The sequence below is a fragment of the Mucilaginibacter pankratovii genome (assembly GCF_014773265.1).
GTDB lineage: Bacteria > Bacteroidota > Bacteroidia > Sphingobacteriales > Sphingobacteriaceae > Mucilaginibacter > Mucilaginibacter pankratovii.
This window is the reverse complement of the sequence record NZ_JACWMY010000001.1, coordinates 452787-475153: the sequence shown is the minus strand read 5'-3', so window position 1 is coordinate 475153 and position 22367 is coordinate 452787. Positions and strand designations below refer to the sequence as shown.

Annotated in this window: 22 protein-coding genes; 21 read left to right on the top strand and 1 reads right to left on the bottom strand. The window is 45.2% G+C overall.

Annotated features, from left to right (window positions below; all coding sequences use genetic code 11):
• The first annotated feature begins 59 nt into the window (after positions 1-59).
• The 21 genes from IDJ77_RS01850 to IDJ77_RS01750 all read left to right on the top strand — a co-directional run bounded on the left by IDJ77_RS01850 (position 60) and on the right by IDJ77_RS01750 (position 21687).
• Positions 60-740: a hypothetical protein gene (locus tag IDJ77_RS01850; RefSeq protein ID WP_191187217.1), complete on the top strand. Its 681-nt coding sequence runs from the start codon at positions 60-62 to the stop codon at positions 738-740.
• A gap of 450 nt (positions 741-1190) precedes the next feature.
• Complete coding sequence (locus tag IDJ77_RS01845) at positions 1191-2135, top strand: toprim domain-containing protein (protein WP_191187216.1); 945 nt, start codon at positions 1191-1193, stop codon at positions 2133-2135.
• A gap of 140 nt (positions 2136-2275) precedes the next feature.
• Complete coding sequence (locus IDJ77_RS01840) at positions 2276-2776, top strand: plasmid mobilization protein (RefSeq protein ID WP_224750924.1); 501 nt, start codon at positions 2276-2278, stop codon at positions 2774-2776.
• A 415-nt stretch (positions 2777-3191) separates the two neighbouring features.
• Complete coding sequence (locus IDJ77_RS01835; protein ID WP_191187215.1) at positions 3192-4190, top strand: relaxase/mobilization nuclease domain-containing protein; 999 nt, start codon at positions 3192-3194, stop codon at positions 4188-4190.
• 20 nt (positions 4191-4210) lie between these two features.
• Positions 4211-4837, top strand: coding sequence for a ParA family protein (locus tag IDJ77_RS01830; RefSeq protein ID WP_191187214.1), 627 nt, complete (start codon positions 4211-4213; stop codon positions 4835-4837).
• Complete coding sequence (locus IDJ77_RS01825; RefSeq protein WP_191187213.1) at positions 4825-5184, top strand: hypothetical protein; 360 nt, start codon at positions 4825-4827, stop codon at positions 5182-5184. The genes IDJ77_RS01830 and IDJ77_RS01825 overlap by 13 nt, the downstream gene beginning before the upstream one ends.
• Positions 5181-5465: a hypothetical protein gene (locus IDJ77_RS01820; protein ID WP_191187212.1), complete on the top strand. Its 285-nt coding sequence runs from the start codon at positions 5181-5183 to the stop codon at positions 5463-5465. Before IDJ77_RS01825 ends, IDJ77_RS01820 begins: the two co-directional genes overlap by 4 nt.
• Positions 5466-5467: 2 nt before the next feature.
• A complete protein-coding gene (locus tag IDJ77_RS01815; protein WP_191187211.1) occupies positions 5468-5758 on the top strand; it encodes a DUF4134 family protein in 291 nt (96 codons plus the stop codon).
• A gap of 212 nt (positions 5759-5970) precedes the next feature.
• Entirely contained in the window at positions 5971-6276 is a 306-nt protein-coding gene (locus IDJ77_RS01810; protein WP_133230726.1) for a DUF4134 domain-containing protein, read from the top strand.
• Between the two features lie 264 nt (positions 6277-6540).
• Positions 6541-8964 carry a TraG family conjugative transposon ATPase gene (locus IDJ77_RS01805; RefSeq protein WP_191187210.1) on the top strand — a complete coding sequence of 808 codons (2424 nt, stop codon included), beginning with the start codon at positions 6541-6543 and terminating at the stop codon, positions 8962-8964.
• Positions 8961-9641 (top strand): hypothetical protein, encoded by a 681-nt coding sequence (locus IDJ77_RS01800; protein WP_224750923.1) that lies wholly within the window; start codon positions 8961-8963, stop codon positions 9639-9641. Before IDJ77_RS01805 ends, IDJ77_RS01800 begins: the two co-directional genes overlap by 4 nt.
• Positions 9638-10303 (top strand): hypothetical protein, encoded by a 666-nt coding sequence (locus IDJ77_RS01795; RefSeq protein WP_191187209.1) that lies wholly within the window; start codon positions 9638-9640, stop codon positions 10301-10303. The genes IDJ77_RS01800 and IDJ77_RS01795 overlap by 4 nt, the downstream gene beginning before the upstream one ends.
• Complete coding sequence (locus tag IDJ77_RS01790; protein WP_191187208.1) at positions 10300-10965, top strand: hypothetical protein; 666 nt, start codon at positions 10300-10302, stop codon at positions 10963-10965. The genes IDJ77_RS01795 and IDJ77_RS01790 overlap by 4 nt, the downstream gene beginning before the upstream one ends.
• Positions 10962-11741, top strand: a complete 780-nt coding sequence (locus IDJ77_RS01785) for a hypothetical protein (protein ID WP_191187207.1) — start codon at positions 10962-10964, stop codon at positions 11739-11741. Before IDJ77_RS01790 ends, IDJ77_RS01785 begins: the two co-directional genes overlap by 4 nt.
• Positions 11738-12895 (top strand): plasmid transfer protein, encoded by a 1158-nt coding sequence (locus IDJ77_RS01780; protein ID WP_191187206.1) that lies wholly within the window; start codon positions 11738-11740, stop codon positions 12893-12895. The genes IDJ77_RS01785 and IDJ77_RS01780 overlap by 4 nt, the downstream gene beginning before the upstream one ends.
• A gap of 73 nt (positions 12896-12968) precedes the next feature.
• Positions 12969-13583 carry a conjugative transposon protein TraK gene (gene traK / locus IDJ77_RS01775; RefSeq protein ID WP_191187205.1) on the top strand — a complete coding sequence of 205 codons (615 nt, stop codon included), beginning with the start codon at positions 12969-12971 and terminating at the stop codon, positions 13581-13583.
• On the top strand, positions 13561-13974 hold the full coding sequence (locus IDJ77_RS01770; RefSeq protein ID WP_191187204.1) for a hypothetical protein: 414 nt from the start codon (positions 13561-13563) through the stop codon (positions 13972-13974). The genes traK and IDJ77_RS01770 overlap by 23 nt, the downstream gene beginning before the upstream one ends.
• Before the next feature lie 6 nt (positions 13975-13980).
• The gene (traM, locus tag IDJ77_RS01765) at positions 13981-15177 is read left to right on the top strand and encodes a conjugative transposon protein TraM (protein ID WP_191187203.1); all 1197 of its coding nucleotides are present in this window, start codon (positions 13981-13983) and stop codon (positions 15175-15177) included.
• Positions 15178-15199: 22 nt separating this feature from the next.
• Positions 15200-15994 (top strand): DUF4138 domain-containing protein, encoded by a 795-nt coding sequence (locus IDJ77_RS01760; RefSeq protein WP_224750922.1) that lies wholly within the window; start codon positions 15200-15202, stop codon positions 15992-15994.
• Positions 15995-16010: 16 nt separating this feature from the next.
• Positions 16011-16226, top strand: coding sequence for a hypothetical protein (locus IDJ77_RS01755; protein ID WP_133230748.1), 216 nt, complete (start codon positions 16011-16013; stop codon positions 16224-16226).
• Between the two features lies 1 nt (position 16227).
• Complete coding sequence (locus tag IDJ77_RS01750) at positions 16228-21687, top strand: helicase-related protein (RefSeq protein ID WP_191187201.1); 5460 nt, start codon at positions 16228-16230, stop codon at positions 21685-21687.
• Between the two features lie 106 nt (positions 21688-21793).
• Here IDJ77_RS01750 and IDJ77_RS01745 read toward each other — a convergent pair whose 3' ends face one another.
• Positions 21794-22219 carry an SgcJ/EcaC family oxidoreductase gene (locus IDJ77_RS01745; RefSeq protein ID WP_191187200.1) on the bottom strand — a complete coding sequence of 142 codons (426 nt, stop codon included), beginning with the start codon at positions 22217-22219 and terminating at the stop codon, positions 21794-21796.
• Positions 22220-22367: the final 148 nt, after the last annotated feature.

Genomic DNA, 22367 nt, shown 5'->3' with positions numbered 1-22367 from the left:
ACCATGATGAATTTTTGCTGTAGTTTAAAGTTGCTATAGGGAAATTTGAGGAGGTGGTTATGTACAATAAAGGTAAGAAGCAAGGCTATCCTTATGCCTGGCTGGACGAAGTAATAGAGGTAACGCTAAACCCAAAAAAAGCAAATGTTTCTGAGCTGGGAATACAACAATTATTATCGATTGAAAGCAAATTCGATCAGGAATTGCAAAATGTTCTAAGGAATCTGAAATCGGTCACTTTTTACCTTTTTTCACCAAAGAAAATCAAAGCAATCGTAACCCATTTCTACGATTCTCTGCGCTTGCTGGAACAGCAGGCTATGGAAAATCTGGCAGGCTACGATGATAACCAGCCATTAGCGGCAATAGGCGAAAACCTCGTACTTTCCCTACAAAATACTGCTGCAGCCTTAAAAAAACGGTACGGCAAATATGTTATTGATAAGTTTACTGAAGACCTTGTTACTCCAAAGCAGCCAATAGTCATCTCCAAAATACTCTGTAAGCTGAGCGTCGACCAAATCGGAATTATCCTGAAAGCCGCAGACGATGCCAAGCTCATCATAGCCAGTTCCATCAGCGTTATTTTTCGATCTATCGTACCCTTTCTTTCCACGGAAAACATGAAAAATATATCTTGGAACAGTATGCGAAAAAGCACTTATCACATTGAGCAGATTGATAAAGATGTCGCCATAGCAACGCTGGAAAAGCTGATCCTGATTATTAAGGATTACTGAATCATTTCTGCGATTTCTTTCAAAGCCGCCTCATAAGGGCGGTTTTTTTGTTTGTCGCCAAAAGAGAAGTTTTTTTATTGATGATAATCGCCTGTAAATCAATTGGGTGCAAGGGTGCAATTTGGGGTGCAATAAAAACTTGAACTTTTTGGGCAACTCAAAACACGGTTGCTTTGCCACATGATCTCCGGTTAGCCGGATGGAATACGAAAGTTATTTGACATGTGGGGATGAAACATTATCCGGCGGGGAGCCGGAAATTTTGCGAAGGTAAGCGTAAAGCCGCAACCCGAGAGCGCAAAGGCAGGCGAGAGCCCGGATCGTAGGATCTGACGCGAGTAATCCCGAATATCTGCCGGCAGAAGTGAATTAATCGGGATCGTTACCCGCTGCCGGTACTATCGTCAATCGACGCTTTTCATGCATTTAACTTCTAAACAATTATATTTTATGGCTAATTTATTAACTGCAAAAGAGCTCAAAGAACAGGCATCTATTGTTGGCCTGCTGAGCCGCTTAGGTTATCAGCCAGTACCCAAACGGGGACGGGAAAGAATGTACATCAGTATGTTAAGGGACAATGACTCCCAACCCTCCCTAAGTGTCAACGATGACCTGGGTGTCTGGTTCGACCATGGTACTGGCAAAGGTGGCAACATTATTGATTTCGGGCTGGCCTACTGGAAAAATCTAAATTTTAACGAGGTCATCAAAAAAATTCAGGAGGCCTGTGCGATCGAAATAGGGGAGGCCAGGATAACCCGCCCGCGTAAAGCCACAAAATTACCGCACTACATTGTTCATCAGGTGAAACCGTTAGGTACGCACCCGGCAATAACCGAATACCTGAAAAACCGCGGCGTTTATGAAGCCGCCGAAAAATGCCTGAAAGAGGTATATTATTATGTGGAGGATGATAAAGGTGTTCGTAAACAATTCTTCGCTGCCGGCTGGCAAAATGAAAATTCCGGCTGGGAAGTTCGGAACAAATACTTTAAAGGCTGCATGGGGCATAAGGGAATCACCGTGTTGGAGGCTAATGCTAAAAAGGCGGCGGTATTTGAAGGTTATATCAATTACCTGAGTTGGCGGACGGATAATCCTTTAGCCGATCATAGCATCATTGTTTTAAACACGCTATCCCTTTTACAAGCGGGTATCAATAAAGCAAAGCTGTATTCGAGCCTGGATGTTTATTTTGACCGCGATAAACAAGGCTTTTTAGCCACAAAGGACTTTATCAAAGCGCTCCCCTATGGAACCGACCGTTCATCGGTATACGATGGGTACAATGATTATAACGACAAAATAAAAGCGCTTCGTCATGCGCTTTTGTCGGCGGAAAGAAAAACTGATACGTTTTTTTCTGGTGTCAAGGTTCCATTTTCCAGGTAGGTGATAGCAAACTAAGGTACGTCGAAATCTGCAGATCGCCGGGCACAAATACCCGGCGAGCCATTGTCTAACTATTTGTTCAATCCCTGACAATTAGCAAAAGGGTGATTCAACTGCCTTTTCGATAAGCCAAAAAGCCGTTGTTTTTACAACGGCAAGATGTCTTTTTGTTACACAAAAAGTCTCTTGCCCTCCCGGGGGGAGGTAAAAAACTCGCAACTCGTTTTTCTATGGGTGACCTCAAAAAATTAAATGGCAGGCCCAAAATGATAGGGGGCAAAAAGACCAAATTTATTAATGTCAGATTTACTGATGACGAATATGAAGTGGTTGTGGCTTTAGAAAAGGAACTGGGTACGTCTAAAACTGACCTGATCAGGATGCGGGTTTTATCAGATGCCAAACAAGCGGTTATCAATTCAAAAGAACTAATTAAACATCTGGATAACATTGGTGCCGAGGTTGGCCGCGTTGGGAATAATATTAACCAATTAGCACGGCACGCCAATGTGCTGAAATTACAAGGTTCGTTGAATCCGATAGTCATCGATAGGTTTAACCGCCTGTTTGAAGAATATCTGCAAATACAACAAGCACTTGAAGGTGCTTTACGTAAAATACTTCGGGCCATGGCTAATTAAATTTGGAGGCCCATCCAGGGCCTTGTGATACATCGGTACGCTGATTGGAAGATCAAACGATGTAATGAAGGAACGTTACCCAGATCAACGGTTAATAAGATCTACCGATAGTCAGATAGTGTGATTTCCTGATACGCAGTTACAAGGATAGGTCGATACATCGATCAAAAGGCATACCGATAGATCAAGGACGGGATACAGTGATAGACCGATTTCAAGATAGGCTTATCACAGGTTATAAGGATCGCCTGATAGGTTGATATATGGATAAAGCGATATACTGTTCTGCTGATTTGGTGATAGCCAGATATTAGGATCTTCCGATAGGCTGATTGTTTGATATATCGGTCTTATGATACACAGTTATCCGGATAGCCTGATATATGATGCCAACAAATACAGCTATTAGGTACCAATGATTGCACATATCCTTAAAAAACCATCGATAACTTTTGCAGGTGTTCAATACAATACTAATAAAGTTGACCGTAATACGGGGGAATTAATGCTGATCGCCAATTTCGGGCCTCTCCAGGCTTTAAATAACCCCAGGCCACAGGATCTTGTTAACTATCTACAGGTGCTTGCGGCACAACACAGAAACAAAGGCCTGAAGAACACGCAGTTTCACGCTGTAATTTCGGCCAATGGCAGAAATTACAATAAACACGAACTGACGAAAGCAGCGGTGATGTGGCTGAAAGAAATGAAGTACGGTGAGCAACCTTACCTCATAGTATTTCATAAAGACACGGAAAATCATCACTTACACGTAGTCTCTTCAAGGGTAGACCGGCAGGGCAAATTAATCGACCGGGACTATGAACATGTACGTTCGGTCCGCAGCCTGGATAAAGTATTAGGCTACACATTTGCTTTACAATACCAATTTAGCACCAAAGCGCAATTCTATTTAATTCTTGAAAACCAGGGTTACCTCGGCAGGGATTATCTCAATGAGAAAAAACTTGCCAGTAAAATAGCAGGTTATGTTCCGTATAAAACCCGCATGGCTGAGCTCAAGGAACTCTTTCTAAAGGAAAGGCACGACCCGGCTTTCATTCAGCGTATGCACGACCGATATCAGGTAGACATTATCCTGCATGGCGCTGATGGTAAAAAGCCCTATGGCTATACCGTAATTGATCATGCGACCAAACGGGTTTTAAAAGGAAGCGAGATCTTAAGCCTTAAATATTTGCTTGATGAGAACATCGAATATATTCCGCCGAAACAGCGTGATCTCATTACGCTTAGCGATTTGAACAAGGATGATTCCCTTACTTATTCTTACGAATATCAATCCGAACCGGTGCATATCCAGCCGATAATGATTGCCGACGATATTGATGATCAGCAGGTGCTGGGTATGAAACGAAAGCGACAAAAGAAGGCACGCACTAACACCCGATAAGGGAAAAACCATGAATAATTATGATATGTCTATTTGGAAACCAAAAAGGTGGCGTAGGAAAAAGTACGCTCACCGTCCTATCAGGGAATTACCTGAGCCTGGCTAAGGATTGGCCGGTAACCCTCATTGATATGGACTACCAGCAGTCCATATCTCAAAAATACGAAAAAGCCAAAGTGCTGGAAAATGAGGAACCTTACGAGGTATTACCCGCTAACCTGGACAGCTTTCCGGTACTTGGCCCGGTCCTGGCCAAAAACAAAAAAGATGCGGTGCTCATCGACCTACCCGGTAAGCTGGATGATGACGGGTTGATACCTGTTTTTAAGATCGCCGACCTGGTGATCTGCCCCTTTGCTTACGATGAGTTCACCTTCGAATCCACCGTGTTATTTACCGTGGTCCTCAAAAAAGTAAATCCTAAAGTGGACGTGATCTTCGTTCCTAACCGGATCAAAGCGAATGTAAAATTCGAGATCATGAGCGAAGTCAATGAGCAGCTTTCCCGTTTCGGCAAAATAACGCCGCCTATTCCTGACCGGATCGACTTTCAGCGCATCACCACTTTTCATACACCCCTTTCTTTATATCCGGTGATCACGCCGGTATTCGAAGAGATTTTTGCCGACTACTTATGGAAAAAATAAAATCACTGGCCGATCAGCTCCGCGAAAAAATGGTTAGGCCCGGCGAAAAGCAGACAAGTGAGCAACAGGGCCCGCCTGATGATATCCAGGGAAAAGCAAAGAAAAAGGCCGATAAGATCATGGAATCGACCATACTCAAAGCAATGATCGCTTATGACAATAGTGACTGCAAAAGTATGGCGCATATCCGGCTGGATAAACAGACCCTCGATCTAATGAACAAGTTCAAGATGGCTACCAATGTTGATGTGACCAAATTTGTCGCCTTTGCCGTGAAACACTTCTTTGATTCTTACCCGGAGCTGAAAACCATTATTAAACAATTTATTCAAAACACCGACTTATGACCTGGATAAAATTTGCCGTTTGGCTATTTGGCTTGTACACTTTGTACTATGCAGCCATCATCTTTTGGGATCAATTGCGCAGTAAGCGTGCCGATACCCAACAAGATAAACATGAACTCACTTTTGTTGAGGACATTGATCCGATTAGATCACATATAGAGGAATCCGCTGCAAATGATACCGGATCTTCCATCGCCTCTTCAGGAGGGGTAAGCCTCAAACAAATGTTTAACCTTGCCCGGGAAGAAGTGATCGAATACACCAGGGCAGTCAGTTTTTAGCCATGAAATGGTTCCTGACTGCGTGTTGCTTCCTCGGTTGGTTAGCAACTATGGCACAACCCGGCATCGCCGAAATGCAACAGGCCAAACAGGATCTGACAGCTTCTTTCTTCTCCGCTTTTGATTGTTCCCTCGTCATCGCCACTTTAGTGGGTTTGAATGGCGCATTGAAGATCTATCATAACGCGCAAATGGGGAAAGACCGCGTCGATTCAGATGTTGCTGCCTGGTTTTTTGCCGCCATTTTTATTACCCTCGCGGGTGCTTTCTTAAGGGCGTTGTTCGGAATCTGAACGCCTTTATTCTTCGCTTCTTCTCCGGAAGCTATAAAAGATTTCCATCTCCAAAATAATCACGTTGACCCAATGGACAAACGCTGATTAACTCCACCCGTTCGGGTTAAAGAACTGGGGCATATTTCGTGATCTGAATGCCCTTTTAATGATAACCAGCCGTCTCCCGGCAGGCTTTAAAAGATCTCCGCCAATATTTTTTCTCCTTTTTAATGTTTTCAAAAACCAAAAAGTTTTGGGCTTCAGCCGTATTGCTGGCCCTGTCAATTCCTGTATTCGCCCAAAGCGGCGTTAATGGCCTGAACACGGCCACATCCACACTCAAAACCTATGTAGCACCGGTTACCAATATCACTCTGGTGATTGGTGGTATCGTCGGTATTGTTGGTGCCATTCGCGTCTACTCTAAGTGGAACAGCGGTGACCAGGATATCAACAAAGAGCTGATGGGATGGGGTGGTTCCTGCGTATTCCTGGTGGTATCCGCATTGGTAATCAAAGCTTTCTTCGGCTTATAATGGCCAGAAAGTATCCAGTATATAAGGGGCTTCAACGGCCCCTTATATTCAAAGGGTTCAAAGGCAAGTTCATTTACTGGGGGATTGCCTCCCTTTTAACCGGTCTCGTTTTTGGCGCGTTAACCATGTCACTGGTCAATATGTGGCTGGGTGCCGTTGTGCTTATCGGATCTATTGTCGGCGGATTACTATTCACAGCCGGTAAGCAAAAAGGCGGCCTTCATTCCAAGAGCCGCACTTCTAACATTTACATTTTAAATCATTATGGCCGTAAAAACCTTATTTAGCATTCCCTATGCAGGGGTGGATAAGGATGGTGAATACGATCTGCTTATCGGGCTAAGCGGTGAATGTTCGGTTGTCATTCAAATGGTCAACCCCGTCACCCGTTTTTCCGCTTATCCTGCCGGTTACGATGAGTTTCACCATTTACTCAACAACGTCGTCAAAATTCTGGGCGACGGCTATTTGCTCCAAAAACAGGATATCATTAGCCGTGCACCCTACAGGGCGGGCGCTGCTACAGAATATCTCCAGCAAAAATATAACGAACACTTTAACGGAAGGGAATGCCTGCAGGTAACTACTTACCTGACGATTACCCGGCAGGTTAAAAAAGGCGCGTTTTATGTGTACAACAGCCGGGTGCTGTCAGAATTCAGGCAAGCGGTTGGCAAAGTACTCGATATCATTCCATCGGCATCAGCGCTAAATGAAGCCAGGCTGAACCGGCTGGTGCTCCAAATGCTCAGCATGGATTTTGGCAAACCCAATATTGTGCTGAATAATCTGGCTCCGTCAGAAACGGAGATCCGGATTGGTGATAAGGTTGTCCGGAATATCAGTTTGGTGAACATCGACAGCATCGATCTTCCGCCGGATGTTGCAACCCATATCGAGCTGAACGAAAAGGAAAGCATGCGGGGATTTCCGGTGGATTTTCTTTCATTCCTGTTTAAAGTTCCCGGCGTGGATGTGATCGTATTTAATCAGGTCATTGAAATCCCCAATCAGGTCACCACCCTGAGAAAATTGGAGCAAAAGAAAAAGCGCCATGCTGGTATACCTGATCCCGCCAACCTACTCTGTGTGGAGGATATTGACCAGTTGCTGGTGGATGTGGCCAGGGAAAACCAGCTATTAGTAAATTGCCACTTCAATATCGTGGTGACCGCTCCGGTTGTCGCTATCCAGAAAGCGGTTAATTTCATTGAAAGTTCGCTTTTTCAATTAGGGATCATCCCCAGTAGTAACGCTTATAACCAGCTCGAATTATTTAGAACTGCACTCCCGGGAAACGGCGTTGAATTGAAAGAGTACGATTGGTTCCTGACCACTTGTGATGCAGCTCTTTGTTTTTTCTTTAAAGAATCCCTGCCACAGGACGAGCCATCTGATTTCCTTCTTCGTTTTACCGACCGCCAGGGTATCCCAGTTGGCATGGATCCGGCAGATCTGCCGATGCGGACTGGCCGGATCAATAACCGGAATAAGTTTGTTTTAGGGCCCAGCGGCTCGGGGAAGAGCTTCTTTATGAATGCGCTGATCGAACAGTACATGCTTTATAACATGGATATGGTGATCGTTGACACAGGGCATTCCTATTCCGGGCTTTGTTCCTATTACCAGGGCAAGTATATCACCTATACCGATAAAACGCCGATCACGATGAACCCCTTCCGGATCACCGAAGAGGAGTATAATATTGAAAAGAAAGACTTTTTATGTACCCTGATCGGGGTGGCCTGGAAAGGTGCCGAGGGTACCTTCAGCGCAGTGGAAAGAGATGTGGTGGCCAACGTGATCAGCGGTTATTACAGTCTGTCCTTTGCTGAAAGCACGGAGCTAAACTTTAATACTTTTTACGAATTCGCACTGGTTAAGATTCCGGAGATCAAGGCTGAAGAGAAGATCATTTTTGATTTTGATGAGTTCCGGTATGTGCTTAAAAAATTTTATAAAGGCGGTGAATTTGCGCCTATTTTAAACAAGGAAGCAGATAAATCGCTGTTCACCGAACGCTTTATTGTGTTCGAAATCGATTCGATCAAGGAGCATAAGATTTTATTTCCGATCGTCACGCTCATCATCATGGATGTCTTCATTCAGAAGATGCGTTACCGGTCAGACAAGCGAAAGGCTTTAGTGGTCGAAGAAGCCTGGAAAGCCATAGCCAGTCCTTTAATGGCTGGTTACCTGCTTTATCTGTATAAAACGGTCAGGAAATTTTGGGGCGAAGCTATTGTAGTAACCCAGGAACTGGGTGACATCATTGGAAATGCGGTGGTAAAGGATAGTATTATTAATAACTCCGACACCATTTGCCTGCTTGACCAAACCAAATTTAAAGACAATTACAACGATATCGCAGCCCTGCTGTCGATCAATGAAACCGAACGGCGTAAGATATTTACCATAAACCAACTTGATAATACCGAAGGTCGCGGCAGGTTTAAAGAAGTTTACATCCGCCGGGGGGCCGTTGGTGAAGTTTATGGGGTTGAAGTATCCCTTCAGCAGTATCTGACCTATACGACCGAAAAACCCGAAAAATCTGCGGTGGAAAGCTACACCAATCGATTCGGTTCTTATCCGGAAGGCCTTGACACCTTTATCAGGGACTTTAAAGCCAGCGGAAAATCTTTGCCGGCTTTTATTACACAGGTTAATCAATATCAATCCCCATGAGCGTTAAAATTTTCATCGTTTCAATTTTAGGATTTGCCCTGAGATTGTTCACTACTACAGTTATAGCACAAACTCTCACCGTTGATCCTGCGGTTTCCGCTGCCATCGCGGTTAATTCAGGTATCATCAACGGCCAATTAAATACCACCAATAATAAGCTTGACCTGATACAGAAAGGCCAGTTGGCTGTAAGCGGCCAGCTGGTCATCGTTAATAATCTTCAAAACAGGATCTACCAGGGTTTAAGTCAGGTCGCTTCTGTCATCAACAACCTGGTTACCATTAAAGAGATCGCCCAGTGCGGTTCAGACATCATTACGGATGTGGAATCATCGGTTAAATTAGCAAAGTCAGATCCCGTGCTTTTACTGTTTGCTGAACAAGGCGCCCGTGATTTTCAAACCAGGGCGGTCACTCTTGCCTCCGACGTTAGTGCCTTTGTATTGAAAGGTGGAAACAATAACCTGATGGATTCCGGTGAACGGGGTAAGCTGCTTAACCACATCGCTGACGAAATGCGTATTCTTCGGGGTATCGCCTATGGGATGAACAGGGCCATGTACTGGGCCAAGATCAATGGCGTATTTCGGTCGCTAAACCCCTGGTCCGAGTGGCAAAATCAGGACGTAAGAATCGCTAATGAGGTACTAACCAATGCTAAATACCTGAAGCCGTGAAATTCAAATTAGCTTTCCTAACGCTGTGCTTACTGCCTTTCGCAAAATCATTCGCCCAGCAAAAGATCCTGGATATACCCGCGCTTCACCAGCTGGTTGATGAGTCCGAATCCGAAAATAAATTACAGGTCAAGGCCAAAAATCAGCAGGCGTTGGCTACCGCCAACGAACAGGCTAACCTGACCTTGCTGGATAAGATGAAAGCGACTTACCGGACACTACAGCAGCGTTACAATACGCTTGGAACGGCCATCAACCTTGCTGATATCGGCATTTATGCCACACCCATGGTTAGCCGGATCGTCAGTAACCAGGCACAGATCATCCAATTGGTTCAAAAGAACCCGGCACTGATTGCCATCGGTTACCAGTCGTCCCTACAGTTTGCGGCCCAAGCAAAAAGCCTGGTAGCTTATGTTACCGGTTTAACGCTGTCTTTAAGGGATATTAATCAGCTTAAAGCGGCTGACCGCAAAATGCTGTTTGACTACGTGATTTCGGAACTAAGTAATATTCAGAATTTGTCCGGCAATATGTTGAGCATGATGCAATATTCCAGCATTGCCGCCCTGTTAAGAGCTGCAAATCCGTTCCAAAATTTTATTGACGCCGATAAAGCGATTGCCGGAGAGATCATTCAAAACGCCAGATACCTCAAATGAAAATTTTACTTACCATCATACTGCTGCTATGTAATTTATCCGCTCTTATGGCACAGCAATATGTTATCGATTACCAGCACCTCATCGCCGTTACACAAAATGGCGTGGTGCGCAGCGGTGCTGAATCCACGCATGAGCAATACCTCAGTAAGATCAATAACAATATCACCGACCTGAATACCAACGTAGGTTCGGTCGTATTGGCACAGACCATCATCTATGAAGGCCTGGCAAATGTAAATTCAGCATTAAAAGATGGCCTTGCCGTTAAAAACATGGCAGTTATCATCGCCGATATGACCAGCTATATTAATCAGGCACTGGCTTTGGCCAAAAGTGAACCGTACCTGCTTGTCGTCGCCAATGATCTGGCAGCGGAAATGCGAACCCGGTCGTTAGCCCTGGTCAGCGATGTTTCAGGGTATATCCTGAAAGATGGTGATAATGTCCTCGCGGATTATAATTCGCGGGATCAACTTTTACGTAAGGTCACCCAGCAACTACAGATCCTGGATGGCCTTGCTTATGGTGCATGGAAGTCCATGTACTGGGCAAAGCAACGCGGCCTTTTGGCCACCCTGACCCCGTTTCCCGATTATATCAACCGGGACAAAATCTTTGTCAGCCAAATCATCCAAAACGCAAAATATTTACGCCAATGAAAATCTTAATTCCGATCAGTTTAATGCTGTTCGCCCTGATCCACCGGTCTTTCGCGCAAACCCTCGCCAGCGACCAGGCCGTCCGCTACCAGCAGGAGCGCATGGTTTACCTGCAATGGGACCAGAACAAATTCACACCCAAGGCGGGCTTTTTAAGTCTGAACCCTTATTACTGGTTAACATGGGGCCTCTTTCATCCGAACTATCACAAAAACGATCTGCGGCCGCTAAGCGCGACAGGGCCGCAAACGCAGCGCCTGGCTCTGGTCGGTGCCATGAACAGTACGGATAACAAATACAAACTCCAATCCGATACCGTACGGAACACCGCGCTTTCCGAGATCGCCAATCAATCCGGGCTAATTACCGATGCAGACCCGCTATGGCAACTCTATTACCGTAACGAATTAAAGCCCGTTCTGGACAACTCTTATGCTTCCATTTTAAGCGGCCTATCGCCGCAGGTGAGTTCTAAACTTGTTTCCGAGGGTTTATATGCCTGGTATAAAAATGAGCTGGATATGCTCAAAGAAAGGGTTCAGGCGGCACACGCCACAACCATGGACCGTGGCTCCCGTATTGTCGCCTATCATCGGCTGCTCATGGAATACCGCACACTTGCCGGTGTTTGGGCCATACGTACTTCTTCTGCCCAGGCCACGCTAAACATGACCGCGCAGCAACAAAAATTAAAGGCGGGACAAATAACCGTTACCGAATGGACACCGCAAACAGATATCCAGATCGCCCGCAAAGTTTTACAACATGTACAATGAAAAAAAAGTTCACCTTAGTGCTGCTGCTGACCTGTTGTATCACGGTAGCTTTTGCCCAGGCCGGCAATACCCCCGATAACTCCAAAACCTTGCAATTCCTTCAGGGTGACGGTGTATATGAACAAGGTGTGATGGTCTTTTTGAAAGGGCTTAAAGAATCGGTATGGTCTCATTTTGACCTTTTTATTACCGATGCGAAAGCCTTGTCCGCCATATTTATGATCATTTTCTTCGCCATCAAATCGTATGAAATGATAGTCGGCGATAAGCAGTTAGAGGTAATGCCGTTGCTTCGCCCTTTTGGCTTAGCAATGATTATCCTGTGGTGGGGGCCATTTGTCAGAATGATCGCTTTTCCAACTGATCTGGTGACTAATCAGACGGAGCAAATGTTTAACAGCGAACAAACGATCGTAAACAACCTTCGGCTCAACCGCTCCAGCCTGATGCTGGCCGTAGCCAATTCTTTATATACTTACCAGGCGCAGACGGAAGTTGCCGAAAAGGAAAGCGATACCTGGTACGGGCAGGCCTGGGATTCTGTCACCAGCACGGTTAAACAAGGGATCAGCTCTGTGGTATCACCCTTACTGGAATTGAAGAACCGTTTGACCGTCGGCATGCAGTTGCTATTTACCCAGTTGTTGGAATTATTGGGTATCTGGATCTTGCGACTGGCGGTCTACATCATCTTTATGATCCAGATCATCTATTCAACGATCCTTATTATCCTTGGGCCGTTTGCCGTAGCAGTCAGTATTCTTCCCGCATTTAGGGACAGCTTCAGTACCTGGGTAGCCCGCTTTGTATCGGTTAACCTTTACAGCGGCATTGCGTACCTGATCATGTACCTGACCGGCTTGATGCAGGAATACGCACTAACCTCCGAGATCAGCAAATACAAAGAACTCGTTGGAGAAAACGGGCTAAGCGCTAATTTGGAAAAAATGGCCTGGTTTGCAGGCAACGGCATTCTTTCTTTCGGAACTGTGATTATAGTTTTCATGATCGGTGCCATCTGTATGTTCACGGTACCCAGCATTTCCACATGGATCATTTCCACCTCGGGTATTAGTTCTGCTACCTCTACTTTCGGCCGGAGCGCCGGCACTGTCGCAAGCATGGCCAGGAAAGCCACCGGAAGCTTTTTCTGATTAATTTTCTTGCGCTCCTTTCTGAGGCTGGCCCGCTGCCATGGGGCAGCCTTTTTTATTCAAACCCATTTTTATGATCATTAAAAATATCGAAGCTAAAGTGCGGCTGGCGACGTTCATCGCCGCGGGAAGCCTGCTGACCTCGCTGGTCATCGTTGGCGTGAACTGCCTCTATGCTTTCAAGCTGGTTACTAATGCGCAGAAAAGCATTTACATCCTAGATAAGAACGTGCCCATACTGGCCCGTCAAACGGACATGCAAATGAATCGGCCGGCAGAATACCGTGCGCATGTGGACCTTTTTCATTCCCTGTTCTTTTCCCTGACACCGGATGATAACTATATGGAATACCAGATGAAGAAAGCCATGTACCTCGTGGACGAATCTGGCATGCAGCAGTATAATAACCTGAAGGAAAACGGATTTTTCAATTCGATCCTGTCATCCAGTTCGGTGCTTACCCTGCAGACTGATTCCATAACCGTGGATGTGCCCAGGCATTATTTCCGCTTTTACGGAAAATTAAAGATCGACCGGCGAAGTTCTACGGTCGTGCGCTCCCTGATCACGGAGGGCTACCTCAAGGATATCCCGCGAAGTGACAATAATCCCCATGGTGTACTGATTACCAATTGGAAAACGCTTGAAAATAAAGACTTGCAAGATGTGGAGAAAAATTCATTCTAACCGGGATCCAAGAGATACCCTTTACAGTGAGATCAGGAAAGAGTTCGGTACTTACTTTCAAATCGCCGGCCATGCAGGGCTGAATTTGTTTAAATCTTACCCAAAATTCTTTTATGGGTGTATGATCGCGCTGATGACGATTTCGCTTGTACTGTCCTTCACCGTTTTCCGGCATCCGGAAAAGGCAGTAGCAGTACCAAAGCAGGAGGTTAATCCGGTCGCAGACGGATTTAGCCAAATCATTCAGGCCACCGGGAATATCAGGCAAACGTTGCACCTGAAGAAGTTAGTGGACAGTTTATCGGCAAAGCAGCAACTCACTGCCGCTGACAGCTTGCGTTTGGACAGCGCACTCGACCAACTCTCAAAAATTCACCAAACACTTAAATAACATGTTATGAAAATTGATTTCAAGCAGCCCAAATATGTGCTGCCAATTATCCTTTTGCCCTTTTTTTGTCTGTTCTTTTATACCTGGCACAGCGGTTTTTCCAAACCGAAAGAAACTGCCAAGGAAAATATGGGGCTAAATGGTACAGTCGGCGATGTTTCGTCGGATGTCCGCAAAAAACAACTGGCAGATAAGCTGGACGCTTATCGGAATACCTATAAAGAAGCGGACGGCCTCACTGCCGTAAATATCATCCCCAAAGAAAATTCCAGTAATCCGGCTTATGCTAATGATTATTCGGATGAGCAAAAGAGAAGGCTCGATTCCATTCAGCAGGCTATGAAGATGAAGTTTGCGAACGGTTCCGGAGGTCATAAACGGGCAGATGTCGGGCAGGACCGCCGCTTAACCGATGCGGTAAATGCCATGGGTAACCGTCAGGCCAGCCAGCATCTTAATACCACGGGATCACCAAAGGAAAAAGACCCGATGGAGATTTTTAGGCTCCAAATGGCGGTCATGGATAGCATTACCAGATCCAACGATCCTGTTTACAAAGAAGAGCTGAAGAAAAAGCTTGCTGCGGAAAACGCAGCCAAACTCAAACAAAACCAGGTCAAGTTCACCGTTGAAAAGGCAGATGAGGTCTCCAAAGATTTTAATACGATCCTGCCAGAAAAAAAGGCGGCATTTATCAGCGCGGTCATTGATGAGAATGTTACCGGTTATGCCGGCTCACGTTTACGCTTAAAACTGCTGGAGGATATTAAAGCCGGAGGTACTCTGATCAGAAAAGGGACTTATCTCTATGCGCAAGTCAGCGGGTTTTCTGAACAACGCGTTACGCTGGCGATTACTTCCATATTATACGACGGTAAAATATTACCGGTCAAGCTGGATGTTTACGATCTCGACGGCATGCCTGGGTTATATGTACCCTCATCGGCCTTCCGGGATTTCACCAAAGATCTTGGCGGTAACTCGGTACAAGGCGTAACCATTGATGGAAGCTCGGGCAACAGCCAGTTTATCATGAGTTCCCTTGACAAGGTATTCCAATCTACATCTTCAGCTATTGCAGACCTGATCCGCAAGAACAAAGCCAAGCTCAAATACAACTCTTACCTTTTTTTAATTGACACAGATGTGCTGCAAAACGCACAAAAACGCGAAAGCTTCTCGAGTGCTGATGAAAAACAATAATAACACGAAAAAAAACACTAACATGAAAAAGATATTAGGCTATTTAATGGTGCTGATCGCACCAGCGCTTTATGCGCAGGATAAATTACCGGTAGTTTACCTGCCTGAAAATTTGACCATCCATTTTGTATCACCGGAACCTATCCAGTACGTGGATATCTCCACCAAAGACTTGGCAGGTGACCTGCCTTTAAAAAACGTTTTGCGCCTAAAGCTGCGCGATTCGCTAAAAACTTTTACAGGGTCGGTTCTTACAATCGCAGGAGAGAAATTTATTGCCCAGTACCGCTTGCTGCCCGGCTACCCCGGTGTTCCGACCGAACGGAATATTATACCCGAAGATATGCGCCCGCTGGATATATCCGGGATAGGCCTGTCTCAAAACCAATTGAAGAGTTTATCCCTTAACCTGATCATACAAAAGCCTGATAGGCGGGTGGAAAAAGTTAAAGCGTTTGGTATCGCCGGTCAGTTGAACCACGTCTATACGATAGGCGATTACATCTTCCTTGATATCTCGTATCGCAACAAGACCAATCTGAAATATGACATTGCTGATTTTCGGTTTAAGGTCGATGATAAAAAAGTAACTAAAGCAGCCAATAATCAGTCGATCGAAATAACACCGGAATTTGTTCTCTTCAATCAGCCTGCTTTTGCCAAAAGTTACCGGAACATCTTTGTCTTTAAAAAAATGTCCTTTCCCGGCAACAAAGTATTACGTGCTGAACTAAGCGAAAAGCAGCTTTCAGGCCGCGTCGTTACCTTAAACATCTCATACCAGGATATTCTCGACGCGGACATCTTACCCAATTAACCGCTATACTTTTCTTATGACCGATACCATAGCCTACGATTATGTAAAGCTCGTGTTGGAAGAAGAATTTTTCGGGACTTATCTGCGCTTCTCCAACCATGGGATTTTACACTACGAGTTAACCAATATCCTCGAAATCTGTGCGCCTTTAGTAAAAGGATTGGACGAGGACGACCGCTTCCTGAAGTACGAAGTGATCGGCACCATAGCAGCTTATTTACAGGAGGTTTAACATGGCATACAATCCGGCAAGGAAGATGGCAGACAACCTGGCTGCCATCCGGATAGCGCTGGACTTTACCGGCCAGCAACTTACCCCAACTGAATTAGAATCACTTAAAAAATATGCCGGGTTCGGCGGCCTGAAAGCAGTGCTTTTTCCCCCGGGAGATCTGAAAGAATGGGCGAAGTTCGGCGCATCAGCAGCGGATAGGAAACTTTACCCGCAAGTCATGGAACTCCATGACTTGCTCAAAGAAAAATTGCCTCCCGCTACTTACAAGGCGGCTATTGATGCGCTAAAAAGCAGTTCACAAACTGCCTATTTTACACCAGACTACATTCCCAGAGCGATCTATTCCGCCATGCGGGAAACCAACATTTTGCCAAAACGAGTTTATGAACCCAGCTCTGGCGCAGGTATTTTTATAGAAGAGGCCGTTCAGGCATTTCCGGATTTGGAAAAGGTAAACGCGGTTGAAAAGGACTTTCTGACGGGCAAAGTGCTGACCGCGATATGTTCGGCTTACCAGGTTCCGGTAGAAGTTCAGATCAAAAAATTGGAAGAGACCGCTGCTACGGAAAAGGCACAATCTGATCTGGTGATCAGTAATATCCCGTTTGGAAAGATCGCAGTTCACGATCCTGCATACAACAAAAGCGGGATTTCTGCTAAAGTCCACACCTATTTTTTTGCCAAAGGACTGGACAAGATCAAAGATGGCGGCATCTTAGCTTACATTGTAACCGACGCTTTCCTGAACAATCCTTCTAATGCCAATGCACGGAAATACCTGTTTACATCCGCAGACCTGTTAACGGTTGCCGTTTTACCGGCTAATCTCATGAAGGAAAATGCCAACGTAGAGGTAGGTATGCACCTGATCCTCGTACAGAAAAATGATAATAAGGAGACCCTCACGGAAGCTGAAAGTCAGCTGATCGAAAATGTGGAAGTAGAAAATGCTTTTGGTAAGTACTACCTGAACGCCTGGTTAGCCGATAAAAATGAACTGGTTTATGCCGATGAGATTATCGAGGGAACCAACGCCCGTGGCAAGGCTTCCAGGGTAGCCTGGAAAAATGGCGAAATGCAGAACATAGTCCCTTTATTGAAGGAACAACTGGTTGCCGGTTTCAGCAAATTAAATTACGCCAAATGGGAAGCGATCACTTTTGATGCAAAACTTGCCCCACTTCGGCAGTTTACGTTTTTGCCTATTCCTGAGCCGGAGAAAAAACCTGATAGACCGGCATTGAGATTTGGACAGTTAGGTTTATTTGATGCGCCTGTAAAAGATGATCAGGATAATAAGGCACTGCCTTATTTGGATGATCTCGATAAACAATTCGTGGATAGCGGAACAGCACGGATCATCAGCACCATTCGCACAACCACCAGGCCGTTACATGATAGCATCGTTTTGTTAACCGCCCGTGCCAAAGGAAATAACCGGTATAACTACAAATTGTATAGCAATCTTTCAGAAGTTTCCTTTCCTGCAAAATGGATGTCCGGTATAAACCTTGGTCAGGAACTGGACGCGCTTTCCGTCAAATTAAAGGCGTTTAGCCATGATTACCGCTATGAAGGAGACGCCACGCTTCAACCAGCTTTTAAGTTGCTGCCCGACAGGCCGGAAGCATTTACTGACTTAAAGCCGTTTTATATTAAAGATACGCTGGTGATCTTTAATAGTAAACTTGGACTCATCGGGGAACCCAATAATTTCGAGGCCAGTTTTGAGCCGCTCGACCCGCAGCCGCCATTACCGTTTTTTCAGGATTACCTGCCGCTTCGCGATACCTACCTCGAACTATCCGGATTTGAAAACGAACACAAGATCCAGTTTCCTGAACTGCGCAAGTCACTGAACGTTTATTATGACGCGTTCCTTGCCAAGCACGGAGAGCTGAACAACCGCGTAAACAGGAACCAAATACTATTCGACGCGGCATTAGGCTTCAAAATATTGTCCTCGCTTGAAATTAAAGACGGGGAAAAGTATGTGCGGTCAGATATATTTCACGGGCCGCTGTTTCAGCAAAAAGAATTGTTGAAAACGGATGATCCATCCGAAGCGCTGGCTCGCTGCCTTAACGATACCGGGCGGGTCGAGCTTTCGCTCATCAGTCAAAGCACAGGTTTAACCCAGGATGAGGTTATCCTTCAGTTAGATAAGCAAGTATTGCTAAACCCAAAAACACTGCTTTGGGAAACCACCGATAATTACTTATCCGGGAACGTAGTTGAAAAGTTAAATATTGCTGAAAAGCTGGCGGCTGAAGAACCACAAAATCTACAGTTTGCGCGAAGCCTCGCCGCTATTCGCCGGGTACAGCCGGAAAGAATACCATTTGAAAGGCTTGACTTCAATTTAGGCGAACGATGGGTACCAATCGAATATTACCAGCGATTTGCTTCCGATCTTTTTAAGCTGGACACCAACATTAAATACCTGGCTTCAATCGATGACTATAAGGTAAGCTACGCCAAAAAAGGCAATACCATTACCAACGAAGAGTTTTCGGTAACGCCGAAAGAAAGCAATAAACTGACTGGCCGCATTTTATTGGAATATGCCTTGCTGAATATCAGTCCGCATATTACCTACCCGGTAGAACAATACGGCAAAGTAGTGCGGGTGCCAGATACCGAGGCTATTCAGAACGCCCACAGGAAGATCGACAATATCCGATCCCGTTACCTGATCTGGCTGCTGGAATTGCCCAATGAGGATAAACAGTTTTTGGAGAAATTATACAACGACACCTATAACTGTTATGCTTTACGGGAATTTGATGGCAGCCACCTGACCTTTCCGGGGCTTGATTTCAAGGCTTTAAAGATCAGGGACCTATTTTCCTCTCAGCGTAATGCAGCCTGGCGGGTGATCCAGAACAACGGCGGGCTGATCGATCACGAAGTAGGTTTGGGAAAAACCCTGACGGCAATTATCTCCGCAATGGAAATGAAAAGGCTCGGCATTGTACATAAGCCAATGATCATCGCTTTAAAGGCAAATGTGCAGGAGATTACCGATACCTTCCGCCTGGCGTATCCGAAAGCCAAATTGCTGGCACCGGATGAAAATGATTTCGAACCAGCAAAGCGCAAACGTATCTTTCACGAGATCAAAAATAATAACTGGGACTGTATCATCCTGACGCACGACCAGTTCGGTAAAATTCCGCAATCGCCGGAAATTCAAAAGCAGATCCTTGAAATTGAACTGGAAAACACGGAATTGGATCTGTTAGCCCTTCAGGACACAGGCGAAGAGATCACCCGTGATAAACTTAAAGGCTTAGAGATCAGAAAGGAAAACCTCGAAGCTAAGCTTAAAGGCGTGATGGAAGCCATTGATTTGCGAAAGGACACGGGTATCAACTTCATGGAGATGGGCATAGATCACTTGTTCATAGACGAATCTCACAAGTTTAAGAACCTGACTTTTACGACCAGGCATACCAAAGTCGCTGGTTTAGGCAACATGGCTGGTAGTCAAAAAGCCCTGAATATGCTTTTTGCAATTCGCACCTTACAGGACCGTTTCGATTCCGATTTGTGTGCAACCTTTCTTTCCGGCACTCCGATCTCCAATAGCCTGACCGAAATGTATTTGATTTTTAAGTACCTCCGGCCAAGGGAACTGGAACGGCAGCGCATCTCCAATTTCGATGCATGGGCGGCGGTTTACGCACGGAAAACGGTAGATTTTGAGTTTACCGTTACCAACGAGATCCGGGCAAAAGAGCGTTTCCGTCATTTTATAAAAGTCCCGGAACTCGCCATATTTTATAATCAGATTACCGATTATAAAACCGCCAGGCATATCAATTTAGATAAACCGGAAATTGACGAGACACTGGTCAATATCAAGCCTACACCGGATCAGCAGGACTTTATCAAAAGGCTGATGCAGTTCGCTAAAACCGGCGATGCTACCTGGATCGGGCGAAGGCCACTCACAAAGGACGAAGACAAGGGGCGCATGCTGATCGCAACGAACTACGCCAAAAAGATGGCTGTAGATATGCGCCTGGTTAATCCGGAGAGATACGGAGATCACCCCGGCAATAAGATTAATGTATGCGCGCGAAACGTAGCCGAAATTTATAACGAGAGTACACCGCATAAAGGAACGCAGATCATTTTCAGTGACATTGGTACGCCAAAATCCGACGAATTCAATGTTTATGATGCCTTAAAGGATAAGCTGGTCAATGATTTCAATATTCCCGCTGCCCACATCACTTTCATCCACAACTGGGCGACTTCCAGGCAGCGCAAACAGTTATTTGCGAAAATGAATGCCGGCGAAATTCGCATTTTGATCGGTAGTACAGAAAAGGCGGGAACCGGCTTAAACGTACAGGAACGGGTTGTTGCCATGCATCATCTTGATATTCCCTGGAAGCCGTCTGAACTGGAACAGCGCAATGGCCGGGGTGCCCGTCAGAAGAACTGGCTGGCCAAACAGTTTTACGGCAACAAGGTAAAAAACTTTATCTACGCCGTTGAGCAATCTTTGGATAACTACAAGTTCAACCTGCTTAAAAACAAGCAAACCTTTATCAGCCAGATGAAAAATAATGAGTTATCAAAACGTGTGCTGGATGAAGGTGCCATGGATGAGCAAAGCGGTATGAGCTTCTCGGAATACATCGCCATTTTATCCGGCGATACCTCATTGCTGGAAAAAACCCGTTTGGAGAAAAAAGTAGCTGAACTGGAAGGTTATAAAGGCGCGCATTTCAAGGAGGTATCCAGGAGCCGCTATTTATTGGAGGATCTGGAAAAGAAAAGCCAGGAAACACTATCGACGTTAGACCTGGTACGAAAGGATGATTCATCCTATAAAAAGGTCTTAAAGTTTGACGGTGACGGGGCAAAATTAAACCCTATAAAGTTGATTGATATCCCTCAGGGCGATGCAGCAGCTATTGGGAAATACCTCATTGAGTTATACAAAAATTGGCAGCCTACTGATCCGACAAAATCTGAACTTCATTTAGGCGAACTATATGGCTTTGATCTTTTTATCCGGAGAAAGCTGCAAACGGTTGATACCACATTTTCGAGCCGGATTGAACACGTAACCTCTTTTTATGCGGAAAGCCGGAGCACAGGAATTAAGTACATGCAGAATGGCGGAGCACCAAATGTTGATAATCCCAAGTTAGCTGCACGGTATTTTCTGGATGCCATTAACAGGGTGGTTGGTATGGCTGAGCGTTACGAAAAGGAATTGGAGGAGATTAACCGGCAGATTCCCGAAGTTCGGGAATTAACCCAGCGGCCCTTTGAACAGGAATATGAATTGGCATCCCTTAAACGGGATGTTGAAAAATTGGAGGTGGAGATCAACCAAAATATCGCTGAAAAGGATAGAGAAAGATTACAAACTTCCGAACCGCCTTTGAACGATGTAGAGGAGAAAGAATTTAAGCACTCTCCAATGAAGCGATAAATTAATTTCTTGAGATGGATACTGGTTATTTGGGAGTACAAATCCTTATTATTTGATGCCCTTTTCCAGCTTCGCGTTTTGCCCTGCTTGTATGAGCCACACGCCATCATTTTTTGTAAGAACGATCCATTCGCCTGAATTCAAACGTTTCACCGGGGTAACGCGTGTCATCGGTTAATCCAGTTCGTACATGCGCTACGGCAATGTTCGGTGTAAGATATTGGATATCTTCTAAAGAACGCGTGTAATAATGGCTGAGCTTAAAATAACTATTATGTGTTGCTCGGTAATGATCTTCAATGTCCTGTCTCCCTTTGTAAAAGGCTCCGAACCAGTTTACCCAGGTTGCATCAGTACGATAATTCGCCGCAAGTCCAACAGGGTCGTGCCTGTTCCATGCCTGTTCGTAATTTTTGACGAGCTGACGAATGGCTGTGTTTTCTTTTGTTGTATCAACTTGCTGAGCACTGACTTTAAAGTAGATACCGCTGAAGAATAACAGGAGCATAAAAAGGACGCTTTTGTTTTTCATATCGATTTGAATTAGTTAAAACAAGAATTCTTTATGCGGTTAAATTTGATAGTCATCCAATATGAGGACAGACCGCCATGATCAAAAATAATGATTCTATGTGATTTTCCTATCAGTGAGGTCATTATCTGTGTGTAAATCGTCCTAA

What these genes read in the sequence shown, in the direction of transcription:
- IDJ77_RS01850 (WP_191187217.1), top strand. Translation starts at nt 60, where the DNA reads ATGTACAATAAAGGTAAGAAGCAAGGCTATCCTTATGCCTGGCTGGAC.
- IDJ77_RS01845 (WP_191187216.1), top strand. Translation starts at nt 1,191, where the DNA reads ATGGCTAATTTATTAACTGCAAAAGAGCTCAAAGAACAGGCATCTATT.
- IDJ77_RS01835 (WP_191187215.1), top strand. Translation starts at nt 3,192, where the DNA reads ATGATTGCACATATCCTTAAAAAACCATCGATAACTTTTGCAGGTGTT.
- IDJ77_RS01830 (WP_191187214.1), top strand. Translation starts at nt 4,211, where the DNA reads ATGATATGTCTATTTGGAAACCAAAAAGGTGGCGTAGGAAAAAGTACG.
- IDJ77_RS01825 (WP_191187213.1), top strand. Translation starts at nt 4,825, where the DNA reads ATGGAAAAAATAAAATCACTGGCCGATCAGCTCCGCGAAAAAATGGTT.
- IDJ77_RS01820 (WP_191187212.1), top strand. Translation starts at nt 5,181, where the DNA reads ATGACCTGGATAAAATTTGCCGTTTGGCTATTTGGCTTGTACACTTTG.
- IDJ77_RS01815 (WP_191187211.1), top strand. Translation starts at nt 5,468, where the DNA reads ATGAAATGGTTCCTGACTGCGTGTTGCTTCCTCGGTTGGTTAGCAACT.
- IDJ77_RS01810 (WP_133230726.1), top strand. Translation starts at nt 5,971, where the DNA reads ATGTTTTCAAAAACCAAAAAGTTTTGGGCTTCAGCCGTATTGCTGGCC.
- IDJ77_RS01805 (WP_191187210.1), top strand. Translation starts at nt 6,541, where the DNA reads ATGGCCGTAAAAACCTTATTTAGCATTCCCTATGCAGGGGTGGATAAG.
- IDJ77_RS01800 (WP_224750923.1), top strand. Translation starts at nt 8,961, where the DNA reads ATGAGCGTTAAAATTTTCATCGTTTCAATTTTAGGATTTGCCCTGAGA.
- IDJ77_RS01790 (WP_191187208.1), top strand. Translation starts at nt 10,300, where the DNA reads ATGAAAATTTTACTTACCATCATACTGCTGCTATGTAATTTATCCGCT.
- IDJ77_RS01785 (WP_191187207.1), top strand. Translation starts at nt 10,962, where the DNA reads ATGAAAATCTTAATTCCGATCAGTTTAATGCTGTTCGCCCTGATCCAC.
- IDJ77_RS01780 (WP_191187206.1), top strand. Translation starts at nt 11,738, where the DNA reads ATGAAAAAAAAGTTCACCTTAGTGCTGCTGCTGACCTGTTGTATCACG.
- traK (WP_191187205.1), top strand. Translation starts at nt 12,969, where the DNA reads ATGATCATTAAAAATATCGAAGCTAAAGTGCGGCTGGCGACGTTCATC.
- IDJ77_RS01770 (WP_191187204.1), top strand. Translation starts at nt 13,561, where the DNA reads ATGTGGAGAAAAATTCATTCTAACCGGGATCCAAGAGATACCCTTTAC.
- traM (WP_191187203.1), top strand. Translation starts at nt 13,981, where the DNA reads ATGAAAATTGATTTCAAGCAGCCCAAATATGTGCTGCCAATTATCCTT.
- IDJ77_RS01760 (WP_224750922.1), top strand. Translation starts at nt 15,200, where the DNA reads ATGAAAAAGATATTAGGCTATTTAATGGTGCTGATCGCACCAGCGCTT.
- IDJ77_RS01755 (WP_133230748.1), top strand. Translation starts at nt 16,011, where the DNA reads ATGACCGATACCATAGCCTACGATTATGTAAAGCTCGTGTTGGAAGAA.
- IDJ77_RS01750 (WP_191187201.1), top strand. Translation starts at nt 16,228, where the DNA reads ATGGCATACAATCCGGCAAGGAAGATGGCAGACAACCTGGCTGCCATC.
- IDJ77_RS01745 (WP_191187200.1), bottom strand. Translation starts at nt 22,219, where the DNA reads ATGAAAAACAAAAGCGTCCTTTTTATGCTCCTGTTATTCTTCAGCGGT.